Annotated in this window: 12 protein-coding genes; 5 read left to right on the forward strand and 7 right to left on the reverse strand. The window is 36.0% G+C overall.

The window, feature by feature from the left end:
- Positions 1–3: 3 nt before the first annotated feature.
- Positions 4–1,254: a CinA family nicotinamide mononucleotide deamidase-related protein gene (locus ACPF63_RS15290; RefSeq protein ID WP_426480495.1), complete on the reverse strand. Its 1,251-nt coding sequence runs from the start codon at positions 1,252–1,254 to the stop codon at positions 4–6.
- 115 nt (positions 1,255–1,369) lie between these two features.
- Between ACPF63_RS15290 and ACPF63_RS15295 the strand changes: the two genes are divergently transcribed.
- Positions 1,370–1,843 carry a hypothetical protein gene (locus ACPF63_RS15295; protein ID WP_077415608.1) on the forward strand — a complete coding sequence of 158 codons (474 nt, stop codon included), beginning with the start codon at positions 1,370–1,372 and terminating at the stop codon, positions 1,841–1,843.
- 45 nt (positions 1,844–1,888) lie between these two features.
- Here the strand turns inward: ACPF63_RS15295 and ACPF63_RS15300 are convergent, their stop codons facing one another.
- The 5 genes from ACPF63_RS15300 to ACPF63_RS15320 all read right to left on the reverse strand — a co-directional run bounded on the left by ACPF63_RS15300 (position 1,889) and on the right by ACPF63_RS15320 (position 6,451).
- Positions 1,889–2,431 (reverse strand): lipocalin family protein, encoded by a 543-nt coding sequence (locus ACPF63_RS15300; RefSeq protein ID WP_426480496.1) that lies wholly within the window; start codon positions 2,429–2,431, stop codon positions 1,889–1,891.
- A gap of 72 nt (positions 2,432–2,503) precedes the next feature.
- Positions 2,504–3,238 (reverse strand): LytR/AlgR family response regulator transcription factor, encoded by a 735-nt coding sequence (locus tag ACPF63_RS15305; protein ID WP_047381057.1) that lies wholly within the window; start codon positions 3,236–3,238, stop codon positions 2,504–2,506.
- Between the two features lie 81 nt (positions 3,239–3,319).
- The gene (locus ACPF63_RS15310) at positions 3,320–3,736 is read right to left on the reverse strand and encodes a DUF6326 family protein (protein ID WP_180565329.1); all 417 of its coding nucleotides are present in this window, start codon (positions 3,734–3,736) and stop codon (positions 3,320–3,322) included.
- Between the two features lie 12 nt (positions 3,737–3,748).
- On the reverse strand, positions 3,749–4,441 hold the full coding sequence (locus tag ACPF63_RS15315) for a DUF4386 domain-containing protein (protein WP_426480497.1): 693 nt from the start codon (positions 4,439–4,441) through the stop codon (positions 3,749–3,751).
- A 216-nt stretch (positions 4,442–4,657) separates the two neighbouring features.
- The gene (locus tag ACPF63_RS15320) at positions 4,658–6,451 is read right to left on the reverse strand and encodes a tetratricopeptide repeat-containing sensor histidine kinase (protein ID WP_426480498.1); all 1,794 of its coding nucleotides are present in this window, start codon (positions 6,449–6,451) and stop codon (positions 4,658–4,660) included.
- Between the two features lie 134 nt (positions 6,452–6,585).
- Here ACPF63_RS15320 and ACPF63_RS15325 point away from each other — a divergent pair, with 134 nt between their 5' ends.
- The 4 genes from ACPF63_RS15325 to ACPF63_RS15340 all read left to right on the forward strand — a co-directional run bounded on the left by ACPF63_RS15325 (position 6,586) and on the right by ACPF63_RS15340 (position 11,324).
- Positions 6,586–7,503, forward strand: coding sequence for an SIMPL domain-containing protein (locus tag ACPF63_RS15325; RefSeq protein ID WP_426480499.1), 918 nt, complete (start codon positions 6,586–6,588; stop codon positions 7,501–7,503).
- Positions 7,504–7,616: 113 nt separating this feature from the next.
- Entirely contained in the window at positions 7,617–8,297 is a 681-nt protein-coding gene (locus tag ACPF63_RS15330; protein WP_426480500.1) for an SIMPL domain-containing protein, read from the forward strand.
- A gap of 237 nt (positions 8,298–8,534) precedes the next feature.
- A complete protein-coding gene (locus ACPF63_RS15335; RefSeq protein WP_426480501.1) occupies positions 8,535–10,136 on the forward strand; it encodes a DUF4139 domain-containing protein in 1,602 nt (533 codons plus the stop codon).
- Between the two features lie 18 nt (positions 10,137–10,154).
- A complete protein-coding gene (locus ACPF63_RS15340) occupies positions 10,155–11,324 on the forward strand; it encodes a VWA domain-containing protein (protein WP_426480502.1) in 1,170 nt (389 codons plus the stop codon).
- Positions 11,325–11,688: 364 nt separating this feature from the next.
- Here ACPF63_RS15340 and ACPF63_RS15345 read toward each other — a convergent pair whose 3' ends face one another.
- Entirely contained in the window at positions 11,689–12,894 is a 1,206-nt protein-coding gene (locus ACPF63_RS15345; RefSeq protein WP_426480503.1) for an NAD(P)/FAD-dependent oxidoreductase, read from the reverse strand.
- Positions 12,895–12,911: the final 17 nt, after the last annotated feature.

Raw genomic sequence — 12,911 nt, forward strand, 5'->3', positions numbered from 1 at the left:
TATCTAACTGTTTATAAGTAAGCTTACAAGATCCTGAATCACCTTTTGGGAAACGAAATTCATGAAGTCTACTCTTTCCAGATGAGGCATGTATAATTTAAATGTTTCTGCCTTGTCATTAATCCTTATCGTATAATAAACCGTTCCGATATCCTTACCGTCTTCTCCTTTTCCCGGGCCAGCCACACCTGTCGTAGAAAGAGAAATATGGGTTTCAAATAATTCTTGACAACCTTTTGCCATTTCCTGAGCTACCTCTTCACTTACCACAGTAAACTGATCTACGGTTGCTTTAGAAACATTTAAAATTTTAATCTTTTTCTCTGTAGCATAAGCCACCATTCCGCCAAGGAAATATTTTGAACTGCCGGAAACTGAAGTGATCATTTTTGCCAGTTCACCTCCGGTACAGCTTTCTGCTGTGGAAATCGTCAGATTTCTTTCGGTAAGCATTTCTGCCAGAATATTTTCGATTTTATCCTCCGATACAGCGATTACGTGACCTTCTACCAAAGGAAGTAGTTTCTGAATTTCTTCTTCCGTTATCTGTTTCAGCTGTTCCTCATTATCACCGGAAGCTGTCAGACGAAGCTTTACACGTGTTCCCACCGGAAGATAAGACAGTGCAATATTTTCCGGAAGTGCCAGCTCCCAGTCTTCAATGGTATCTGCAAGGATACTCTCGGGAATTCCCACTACGGAAACAATCCTGGTATGGATATAATGAAGGCTGAATCTTTCCTGTAAATAGGGAATAATCTGATCTTTGATAAGCGGTTTTACCTCGTAAGGAACACCAGGAAGGCTGTAGCACAGTTTACCTTCCAGCTCCATCATCATGCAGGGCGCTGTTCCGTAATGATTCTGAAACACAATAGATTTTGTAGGGACAAAAGCCTGTTCCTTATTTCTTTCGAGAATATCTGCCCTTCCTCTTCTCTCCATATACCCTTTAAGATGATCGAATGTCACCTCATCCAGGGCAATTTCATCATTGAAATACTCCGCAAGTGCCTTTTTGGTTTTGTCGTCTCTGGTAGGCCCGAGTCCTCCTGTTGTAATCACTAAGTCGCCTGCTTCAAAAGCAACATTCAAAGCCTCTTTAATGGTTTCAATTTCGTCTGAGATGGTAAGAATCTGAGTAACTTTTATTCCTATGTTTTTAAGTTCAGCAGCAATAAAATTAGAATTGGTATCTACCGTGTTTCCAGAAAGGATTTCATCACCAATGGTAATCAGAACAGCTTTTTCCATATGTTTTTTTGTTGAAAAAAATTCTATGCAAATGACGGAAAATTCTGTGGCTGCAGCAATATAAATTGATTTTTTCTATTTTTGACAAAATTTATTTAAAACTACAATAAGAATTATGTCGAAATATGATGATGCTTCATGGCATTATGGTGGTGATTTTCCTGAGGAGCTTCCTCAGAAAAACGGAGCAACACATACAGGAATGTTCCTGAACTGGTGCATTCAGAATGATCTGATTTCTGATGAACTGAAAGAAGATAATGAAGAGGAAATTGAAAAATTAAAACGCAGAGAAATCACAGGTGCAGAATTTATTATGGAGTCCTGCGACGGGAAATTTTCTGAATATGACCTGAATGAGCTGGGAAATCTTTTTGCAAAGGATTACTATGCCGATGAAACAGATTTCGGAAACAGATACAGCTCATTTGCTGATGATTACGTTAATATTTTTGATGCTAAAGCTGAGGAAAACGATTACGAATACGAAACCTTCTACCACATTGAGGATACCTACGAAAACTATGATCTGATGAAACAGGTTATTGATCACCGCTTTGAGGAATGGAAAGAATATATTAAAAACTAAAAAATGAAAGGGCAAATTTGCACATCATTTTGCCCTTTCATTTTTTTACTGATTATGTTTTACCCAGATCAGCTCATCTGTATTATAGCCAATTTTTCTTGCTTTCTGAAGGAAACGCTGGCGGATACTTTCAGGAATGTTAGGAGTACGGGAAAGCATCCATAAATATTTTAAGCTGCTTCCTGCCACCAGAGCATATTGATAGTCTTCATCAATATCTATAACGTTATAACCGGCCCAGATTGGTTTAAAAAAGGACACTTTCAGACGGGCTTCTTTCGGATCTTTTACAAATTTTGCTTCCCCGATAGATTCATTCCATACTTTTTTAATGTAATCGTACCCTTTATTTCTGACCTGAACTGTTCCATCCGGATTTTCTGTATATTCTGCAGTGACATTATCCATATTTTTTTCAAACCTGTAATCAAAACGGGCAACCTCATACCATCTGCCAAGGTATTTCTTAAGATCAAAATTCTTTACAGCAGAAGCACCTCTGGGAATCCTTACAGAATATGAATTGAAGACAATAAGCCCTAAAGCTCCCAATGAAACGGGAAGTATAATTTTATGAATGGTTTTCATGACAGAAATATTTTGTTGGTTATAATAAAACGTCAAAAATAATGCCTTTGGTCTGTTAAGAACCCATAAATTCTATGAAAAGACTTTCAGGAAATTATCTTTAAAGCTTCCTGAAACCTCAATTTCAGTATCATCAGACAGCATTACCGTTCCGCTTTTATGGTAGGATTTCACAAATCCTGTATTGATAATATGGGAACGATGAACTCTCACAAACGGGCTTTCCAGCAAGTCATCGAAATGTTTTAAAAAGCGACACACCATTTTTTTTGAGCCGTCAGTGAGATAGACCTGCGTAAAGTTTCCATCAGCCTGAAGTCTCATAATATCTTCAGTCTTTACAACATCGAATCCTTGCAGGGTTGGAAGAATTAACTGCTGTTTTTCAGGTTTTAATTTCAGGTTTTCAAGCAGAATCTTATTCCGGTTGAGCTCTTCTTTTTTCTCAAGGCTTTCTACTACTTTATTCACTGCAAGAATCAGCTCCTGAATATCAATAGGTTTTAAAATATAATAACTTGCTGATTTATTTAAAGCCTGTAATGAATATTGTGAAAATGCAGTAATGAAAATGGTTTCATAGGAGAATTCCTTGGTAGCTTCCAATACATCAAAGGCATTTCCGAAAGGCATTTCTACATCCAGAAATACCAACTGAGGCTGCTTTTCAGCAATCAATGGCACGGCTTCTTTAATATTTTCAGCTTCACCAAGAATTTCCACCTGCGGACAGTATTTGGTAAGATAACTTCGTAAAACTTCTCTTGCTATAAGTTCATCGTCTACAATTACGGCTTTTATTTTCATTACGTAAGATATTATTCCAGATGCAAATTAGGAATATTTAATTAACCTTACAATCTTACCCAAACCATGTGTGGATAAAGGTTATACTTTCTTCCAGCACCATGCGTGCTTTACGATCAATATTGTAATAATGCATTCTACCATGGCAAGAAAAACATAAAACAAATACCAATCCGAGAAAGAAATAATACCAATAAACAGCATTACCAGAGTAAAAAATGTACCAAAGATGATGTTGAGCATTCTGTTCACTACCGGTTTTAATATCAGAGAAAGAAACACCATTACCGCGGGAATAGCCAAAATGACTGAAGCAAGAAGTAATTTAGATGGGGAATCTAATAAATTGGTTCCCTCCACCAGACCACGGGTTTTCCCCGGAGTATAAAGCTCGAAATAATCACCGTACAGATAGCACAGAGTAACCGAAGTCCAAAGACCTGCCAATATGATTTTCACATTGATCTGCACATCTTCAAATTTTGTAGAATTGTTCATGGTTATGATTTTTTAATCTATTTTTTTATTTCGTATCCCAACCAACAGCAGCCACAGACAGGTTCCTATCTCTCCTACTGTTGCCGGTAATGTGACATAACCAGATATTGAATTGTCTGAAAAATGAGGAATTGCAGTTCTTCCAAAAACGTTGATCACATATCCAAAGCAGCCCAACATTAAGAAGATTCCTAAAACTTTTGGTAAAAAACCGGACTTATATACCAAATATCCAAAAGGAAAAAGCCACAATCCCCAAAAGATCTGCGCAATTAAAAGTCCCTTGTTATAACTGCTCAGCAAGAGCATCATCTGGGCCTGCAGCTGCTGTAGATCAAATATTTTCAGATAGTCAGCGCCTTCAATAATAGTAAGAACAGAAAATTTGCTTTGGAGATTGATAAAGGAAATAGGAATACTGATAAGAGCAAGAATAACCATCAGTTTTGCATAACGATCATCTACAGCTTTCAATAGTTTATACAAGACCAAAGGAAGTAAAGTAAAAGCGATATAACAGGTAATGCTGCTTGCTATACTTAATCTGAATAACTGTGCTGAAGAAGAAATATTTTGAAAAGTCAATGCAGGATTCTCCCAGACGATCAGCTTAGACGGAACGTACATTAGGCTGAAAAGTCCGGTTACGATAACAATAAGATAAAAAAAACCTGCGAGTCTGGCTGTTTGACGGTTAGTTTCCATTTTGGGTTAAGTTTTTATCTATTAAGACAATAACTTTCTCAAAATGGTTACAGGTTTTTTGGGTGGCGGGTGGCAGATAGAAGGTAAAAGGTATTAGAAAAGTGCAATTTTCGAGTGTTTCTGGCACTTTGATAAAAAGTAACATCCTATTAAATTAAAAAAACATAGTAAGTAAATGACTGATTCACAAACAAAATACACTAACCTGAATTCAGATTAGTGCATATTAATTTTTATAGTGACTAAAACTCCGGTATCATTTTCCTTGTCCTTTACAGAGCAGGTAATATCTTTTTTGTACAAATCATTCAGAAGCTGAATTCTTTCCAGTGTATTTTTCATTCCTCTGCCCTCTCTTGTTTTTTGATGCTGGGTTTTCTGCTTTTTGCTTTCTTCAATGCCTATTCCGTTGTCTTCGATAAGAATCTTCAGATGCGATTCACTCTTTTCAAAGTTTAATTTTAAAAATCCTTTTTCTGTTCTGTAGCGGAGTCCGTGCCATATTGCATTTTCCAGAAACGGCTGTATCAGCATTCCCGGAATCTGGAGGTTTTGCATATTCAAACTTTCATCTACTTCAATTTCATAATCAAACTTATCTGCAAAACGTGTTTTTTCTAAAGCAAGATAATTCTGGAGAAGGTCAAGCTCCTGTTGGAAAGGAATAAAATCCTCGGTAGAATTTTCCATCACGCCACGCATCAGCTTGGAGAATTTTGTCAGATACTGGTTGGCTTCCAGTTCATTATTGGTTGCAATAAAGTGGTTAACACTATTCAAACTGTTAAAGATAAAATGCGGGTTCATCTCTCTGCGCAACGACTGAAGAGCAATCTTTTTATTTTTTGTCTGAACTTTTTTCAGTGTTCTGAAAATAAAAATAATCAATCCGGTTAAAAGAATTAAAGCTCCGATCAGACTATAATTGAATACATTTTTCTTGCGGATAAGCTCATCTTTCAATTCTCTTTCTTTTTCCAGCTGAGAAATCCGCTGCTCGGTATCTTCCAGAATTTTATTGTCTACCAGGCTTCTGTCCTTGGAAACCAGGTTTGGAAGTTTTCCTAAAAAGTCTCTGTACAATTGAACGGAGGCATCAATATTTCCTGAAATAGCGTACAGACTGTCCAGCTTTTTTACGCTCTTCTGCGCTTCTAATGTATGGCCTTTATCCAAAGCAATTCCATAGGCATTTTTCAAAAGATCTACCGCTTCTTTAGGATCATTTTTCTTAATATAAATATCCGCAAGTTCCTGAATCTGATTGACTTTTTCCTGCGAGTTTTCTTTTACAAAATCTTCTTTCAAAATCTTCTTTTTGGCTTCAATAGCTTTTTCAAAGTTCTTGTTTTCAACATAAAGATCTGCGAGTTTCTGATTGATGGCCAACGCTTGCTGCGGAGCTTCTTTTTTAGAGATTTTATACGCTGTATTAAGATTTTCTTCCGCACTGGAAACATCTTTCTGTTTAAGATTGACATCAGCTAACTGACTGTAGCTTTCCGCAAGATCACCCTGTTCGTTTTCTTTTTTACTCAGGTTGATATTATTCTGAATAGCTTCTGCCCTAAGCTCCGGCGTAGGAGAAGAAAGTCTTGTAACGTCATTAGAATTGACGGCCTTACTTTTTTCACTATAATTCATTTGTGCCGCTCTGCCATAGTTACTGATAGCAGGCGTTATTTTATTCTGTTTTTCCTGTGACTGGGCCAATCTGCGGGTTGCTTTTTCAATATTTGGCTTGTCATTGAGTTTTTCATACAGATTTTTCGCTTTGGTGTAATACTCTTCACTTTTCGGAAAATTTCCACTATTAAAAAATGTTTCGGCAATATTATAATATGAATCTGCCTGGGCAGGTTCATTTTTAGTATCCATTGCTTTTTTCAGCTTCTTCGTTTCTACCTGCACTTCTTCCACAGCAGCACTGCTATTATTAGTGTTCTGGGAAGACATAGTATTTCCCCAAAGCATCAGTAAAAAGATTGTAAGAAGTGTAAACATTTTCATAAAACAAAGATATACATATATATAGTGTACTCAAAAACTATTCACCAAGTGAAGATTGCCTTTCACCAAGTTTAGTCATTGACACTGTGACCGTAAGACTAAGTTTGGGGCAAAATAATTCAAATTTAAAAATCATGAAAAAACAAACAGTAGCATTTTTTCTCATCATGACTTCTTTTTTAAGCTTTTCAAAAGCGCAGGTGGGAGGAAACCAAATTTACAGAGACAAAAATAACAGCGATTATTCCGCCCTAAAAAATCTCCCTGACTTCAACAATACTAATAGTTATTTCGCCAATGATTCCACCTTGGTTGTTAGTGTAAAAGTATTGATGAATAAGACTGCAGACCAATATAAACTTACTCTGGGTTTGAATGAAGAAGCTGCCACGCCTAAAATTGCCATCGAAAATATCAACAGGAGAATCAATGGTTTTATAAAAACGATATCATCAATGGGCATCAAAAACGATGATATTTTTGTGGATTTTATCTCGCAGACAAAAATCTATGATTATGACATTAATAAAGACACTCAGGTAACCATTCAGAAAATGGATGGGTTCGAAACCAAGAAAAATATCATTATTACGGTAAACAAACATTCAATGATTGAAAAACTGATTTCTGAAGCTTCGGATTTTCAGATCTATGATATTATTAAAGTGGATTACATCAACAATGATATTGATAAAATCCAGGAAAATCTTCTCAAAGAAGCATATGCTGTTTTCGATAAAAAGAAGGAAAACTACTTTGGTTTATTTAAAAAGGAAATTATCGGCAACCCTACAGCCAGTTCAGGTTTTACTTATATTTTTCCCAAAAATCAATATCAAAATTATACCGCTCTTGAAAGCGCCAGCGTCACCTATGGATATGACAGCAGATATGTAAAAAAAGAAGAAAGGAAATCAAAGACCTTTTACTATGACGGAACAGATTATACCGGCTTTGATAAGGTTATTAACAACTCTGATCCTGAAGTCGGTATACAGTATATTATGAACCTCAACGTAAAATATGATCTGAAGAAAAATAAAGAGAAGTAATTCATTTCTGAAGTCTCACCAAGTGAAAGCTCCATTTCACCAAGTCTCCCGAATTCCGGTTTCTGATCGGCGTAATTTTACATCAGTAATTAAAAATTTAAAAACAGGAAATTATGAAATTGAAACATTTTTTATTAATCGGAATTTTAACTCTTGGAAGCTTTGTAAATGCTCAGACACAAGAAGTAAAGAAAAACGCAATTGAAGTTACAGGTGTTGCCGAAATGGAAGTAGAACCGGATGAAATCATCTTCAGCATCGGAATAAAAGCAGATAACAAAAATGATCTGGCAGATAATGAGAAGAAGTTATTTGAAACTTTAAAAAATGCAGGCGTAAAGAACGAGGACATCAAGTTCAAATCAATGTACCAGAATATTTATTCTAAAACAGCCAAATTTACTAAAAGTTATCAGTTTAAAGCAGGCACAAAATCAAGTCTGAGTAAAATTTTTGAAGACCTGAACCAAAAATGGGTAAGCAACCTGAACATCGCAGAGGTAAAGAGTACTAAAATTGCAGATTTCAGAAAAGCAGTAAAGATCAATGCTTTGAAAGCCGCTAAAGAAAAAGCAGATTATTTACTGGAAAGTATGGGCAAAAAAACCGGAAATGCTCTTGAAATCGTAGAAATAGAAGACTATACCAGCGATATGATCATGCCGGCAGCTTATAAAGGCAGAGTAAACAGCGTACAGATGGAAATGGCTGATGCTCCGGTAGACTATTCTTTTGATAATATTGAAAACATCAAGCTGAAATACAGCATTAAGACAAGATACGAGATTCTTTAAAATAATAAATTAAATAAGGCTGCCCCCAAAGGGTAGCTTTTTTTTGTTTTCTGTCATTTCGAACGGAATCGAATTTATTGTAAAAGAGGTTCTTCCTTCGTCAGAATGACAATTTTGAAACAACCTCTTTTTTCTCTATGGCATACTCACCAAGTCAAATTACCCCTTCACCAAGTTTCCCAATTTTCAGCCTTAAATAGAGATAATTTTACTTCTAGAAATTCAAAATAATAAACGATGAAACGCTATTTTTTACTATTAATCATATTTTTGGCTGCCTTTAGTAAAGCACAGGAAATAAAAAAAGAAATTGAAGTAAAGCAGGCCACTGTATTTCTTCAGGGAGCAAAAGTTTTCGGAAGTACCAATGTGAGTCTTCAGAAAGGTAGAAATACCATAAGAATTGTCAATCTTCCCAATAATCTGGATGAAAATACGTATAAAATCAATCTTGAAAAAAATACTACACTCCTTTCCATAACGCCTCAAAATAATTTTTTGAAGAATGATGAATTATCAGACAATGAAAAGAAACTTGAAACAGAGACAAAAAAGCTTCAAAGACAGGTGAGCCTGCTGAATATTCAAATCAAAAACCTGATGGGAGAGCAACGGATCATTAATGACAATTTAAAAGTCTCCACCAATGATAAATCTACTCCGCAGGAACAACTTATTAAGCTTACGGAGTTTTATAGAAAACGAATGCTGGAAATCGATAGCCAGGTATTTCTTCTGGACGAACAGAAAACGGTTCTGGATGAAAGTATCGCAAAACTCAACAAGCAGTCTGCCGAGGAGCAAACGCATAAAAATACCAACCGCAGAGAGCTATTGCTTGAAATTCTTGCAGATAACGAAACCAATCTGAATCTTGGGGTAAGCTATATTGTTTATGATGCCGGATGGATTCCTTCTTATGATTTGCGTGCTGAGTCTGTCAAGAAACCTCTTGAAATGGTTTATAAAGGTAAAATTTATCAGAAGACCGGACAGGACTGGAAAAATGTGAAGCTGTTTGTCTCTACTTACAGACCTTCATACAACCAGGACAGACCTATTCTGTCGCCACTTTATGTAGCAGAATATACTCCTTACAATTCTCAGATGGAAATTGCAGGTTATAAATCTAAAAAAGAAATTTCAGCGGCCAATGCTTATCAGATGAGAGAAGATATTGCTGCAAAGCCAAGTCAGATTCCTGTAGCTTCAGTTTCTGACAGCCAGATGAATGTGATCTATGAGCTTAATTACAATCAGACCATAGTAAGCCAGGAAAAAGAACAGTATGTCATTCTGGATAAAAAACAAATTGATGCCACTTATAAATACCACACCGTTCCGAAACTTAATAATCAGGTATTCCTGATGGCTTTTATAAAGAACTGGCAGAATCTTAACCTCATCAATGGAGAAGCCAATATTTACTTTGATGATAATTATATCGGGAAAACCAATATTACCAGCAATTATGTGAAAGACGAATTCCCAATTTCTCTGGGAACAGATGAAAGAATTACGGTAAAAAGAATTAAGCTTGAAGATAAAACTTCTCAAAAGGCAATGAATTCTAACAAATGGGAAACAGAGTCTTACCAGATAAGTATCAGAAATAATACGAAAGAAAATATTGAACTGGAAGTTCTTGACCAGCTCCCAATCAGTGAAAATTCTAAGATTCTGGTTAAAACATTAGACCTTGGCGGTGGAAGCCTTGATGATAAAACGGGAAGTATCCTGTGGAACAAAAACATAGGTTCAGGCAATTCTGAGAAGATTACTTTCTCCTATGAAGTAAAATATCCTAAAGAGATGCAGATCCAATATTACAGCAGATAACCAATAATAAATAATAATATGACAACTTTAAAAATCTTAGCACTTGCAGCGGGTACAGCTTTTTTAAGCTCTGGCAATATTCCGGACAACCGCTCTATACAAAGTAATGTACCAGTAACATTGATTCCGTCCAGCTCAATGGTAAAGGACAATAAAATCCAGGTCGCTCTTTTACTGGATACTTCCAATAGTATGGACGGGCTGATTGATCAGGCAAAATCCAGACTGTGGAATATTGTGAATACTTTGACCACTTTAAAGTACAACGGAAAAGCGCCCCAGATTGAAATTGCCCTGTATGAATACGGCAACGACGGAATCCGCGATGAAAATTATATCCGCCAGGTTGCTCCTCTTACTCAGGATCTTGATCTTATTTCCGAAAAACTATTTGCCTTAAGAACCAATGGCGGCAGTGAATATTGCGGTGCTGTTATCCGTGATGCCTCTGCCAACCTGAACTGGGACAGTAATGATAAAAGTATGAAACTGATTTATATTGCAGGGAATGAAGCATTCAATCAGGGAAAAATAAATTATAAAGATGTTGTTTCAAAAGCAAAGGATAAAAACATTTACACCAACACTATTTTCTGCGGAAGCCGGGAAGAAGGAATCCAGACATTCTGGCAAAACGGCGCGTCTTTGGGAGGTGGAAAATATTTCAATATCGACAGTGACAGAAAAGTAATCTATATTGAAACGCCTTACGATATCAAAATTTCCGAATGCAATGCAAAGCTGAACGATACTTACATCTATTATGGAAACCACGGTTCGGAATACAGACTAAAGCAGATCACGCAGGATAAAAACGCGGAATCACAGTCAGCATCCAACTTAGTGGAAAGGGCCGTTGCCAAATCTAAAAAGAATGCTTACAAAAATGATCACTGGGATTTGGTGGATAAGGCCGAAAAGGATGCCGGATTTATTGCCAATGTAAAAGAAAGTGAACTTCCTGCCGAGCTGAAAGGAAAAAGCAAGGAAGAAATTCAAAAAACGATCACGGCAAAGTCTGCCGCTCGTGATAAAATTCAGAAAGAAATTGAAGAGCTTTCCAAAAAGCGCCAGACCTTTATTGACGGAGAAATGAAGAAACGAGGCACTGATGATTCTGATGATCTGGGAAAAGCAATTGAGAGTTCTATTGTTGAACTGGCTAAAAAGAACGGGTATAGTTTGTAGTTTAAAAGCGGGTTTTACCCGCTTTTTTATGTTATTAAATACATGTAAACCACCCTGTCAAAAATTCTTTGAATTTTCGCCACCCCTCCAGAGGATGGGAATTAAGCGTCTGCAATTGGAGTATTTGTTGGAGTATCTATTTATTACATTTTTTCAAGTAATTTAACCAGGATTCTTACGGAATGACAACCTGCATAAATAAACAGCTATTCCAATTGTGTCATTCCGTAGGAATCTAAACAGTTTTTATGGATAGATTAAAAATCGAAAGTTTTCAGAAACTTAAGTGCACTCCTTAAACATTTAGCAGTAGCTTAAAATAACTTAAGTGTTTAAAGACTTTTGTGGTTCAAAAACTCCAGTATCATCTCCCAAACTTAAAATATCTTGACAGCGGATGTTTTTTATTTTTCATAAATAGAGAAGCCATCTCCATTCCCGTTACTGAAAAAGTGATTCCGTTTCCTCCAAAACCTAATACAAAATAGGAGTTTCTCAGTTTTTTATGTTCTCCGATATAAGGCAGACCATCTTTAGTTTCTCCAAAAGTTCCTGCCCATACAAAATCGGAGTAAAAATGGTAATCAGGCTTTATTTTCTTTAGATTTTTAAGGATCTCTTTTTCTTTTTTATTAAGGAGACTGTCCCGTTTTTCAGCGTCATAAAAGTCTTCGTCTCCTCCTCCAATAAGAATTCTTCCGTCGTCGGTAGTCCGCATGTAGAGGTAAGGATCATCAGTATTCCAGACCAATGTACTGCTTATATTTTTAAACTTGTCTTTGTCTATTTCAGAAACCACAGCATAGGTACTTTTCAGATTCACAAAGTTTTCTTTCAGTAAATTTTTACTTTCATAACCAATGCAGTAAATGATTTTTTTTGCTTTGATCTGATATCCACTGTTTACCGTAACCAGGTTAAAACCTTTATGCTCCTCCACTTTTATCATTTCAGTTTTATCAAATATCTTCAATCCTTTCTTTACATTATGCATGAAAATTTCATGAGCAAACTGAAAAGCGTCAATACTTGCTCCATGCCTGGATAAAATACCGCCGTAAGTATTTTTAAATTCAAATTTTTCAAGAATCTGTTCTGCATCAAGCCACTGCACTTCAAATCCGTTTTCTTTTCTCACTTCATATTCTTTCTTCAGCCATTCTGCATCTTTCTTTTTTGAAGCAAAATACAGAGATTTCTTTCTTTTAAAACCTGCATTGGATTTAATCATTTTTGAAAGTTTTTCCAATGTATCAATAGCATCACGACAGGCTTTATAACTTAAAACAGCTCCTTTTATGCCTATTTTTTCTATCAGTTCATAAAGAGGAACATCTATTTCGTACTGCAGCATTGAAGTCGTAGCAGAAGTGCTTCCATTGCAAAGCTCTCTTTTATCAATAAGGATTGTATTATATCCGTTTTCTATCATCTGATGGGCAATCAGACTTCCTGTAATACCACCTCCCAAAACAAGAGCATCACATTCTTCATTTGATTTTAAAGAAGGATAAGAAGCTAACAGTCCGTTTTTTAAAAGCCAGAAAGGTTCATTTGATTTGAGATCCATATTAATATTTTACATTG

The sequence above is a fragment of the Chryseobacterium sp. R2ACT005 genome (assembly GCF_049949215.1).
In the GTDB taxonomy this organism is placed as follows: Bacteria; Bacteroidota; Bacteroidia; order Flavobacteriales; family Weeksellaceae; genus Chryseobacterium.

Bases quoted from the DNA above. Each gene is read 5' to 3' on its own strand.
- ACPF63_RS15330 (WP_426480500.1), top strand. From the start codon at position 7,617: ATGAAATTGAAACATTTTTTATTAATCGGAATTTTAACTCTTGGAAGC.
- ACPF63_RS15315 (WP_426480497.1), bottom strand. From the start codon at position 4,441: ATGGAAACTAACCGTCAAACAGCCAGACTCGCAGGTTTTTTTTATCTT.
- ACPF63_RS15325 (WP_426480499.1), top strand. From the start codon at position 6,586: ATGAAAAAACAAACAGTAGCATTTTTTCTCATCATGACTTCTTTTTTA.
- ACPF63_RS15335 (WP_426480501.1), top strand. From the start codon at position 8,535: ATGAAACGCTATTTTTTACTATTAATCATATTTTTGGCTGCCTTTAGT.
- ACPF63_RS15345 (WP_426480503.1), bottom strand. From the start codon at position 12,894: ATGGATCTCAAATCAAATGAACCTTTCTGGCTTTTAAAAAACGGACTG.
- ACPF63_RS15300 (WP_426480496.1), bottom strand. From the start codon at position 2,431: ATGAAAACCATTCATAAAATTATACTTCCCGTTTCATTGGGAGCTTTA.
- ACPF63_RS15320 (WP_426480498.1), bottom strand. From the start codon at position 6,451: ATGAAAATGTTTACACTTCTTACAATCTTTTTACTGATGCTTTGGGGA.
- ACPF63_RS15310 (WP_180565329.1), bottom strand. From the start codon at position 3,736: ATGAACAATTCTACAAAATTTGAAGATGTGCAGATCAATGTGAAAATC.
- ACPF63_RS15290 (WP_426480495.1), bottom strand. From the start codon at position 1,254: ATGGAAAAAGCTGTTCTGATTACCATTGGTGATGAAATCCTTTCTGGA.
- ACPF63_RS15305 (WP_047381057.1), bottom strand. From the start codon at position 3,238: ATGAAAATAAAAGCCGTAATTGTAGACGATGAACTTATAGCAAGAGAA.
- ACPF63_RS15340 (WP_426480502.1), top strand. From the start codon at position 10,155: ATGACAACTTTAAAAATCTTAGCACTTGCAGCGGGTACAGCTTTTTTA.
- ACPF63_RS15295 (WP_077415608.1), top strand. From the start codon at position 1,370: ATGTCGAAATATGATGATGCTTCATGGCATTATGGTGGTGATTTTCCT.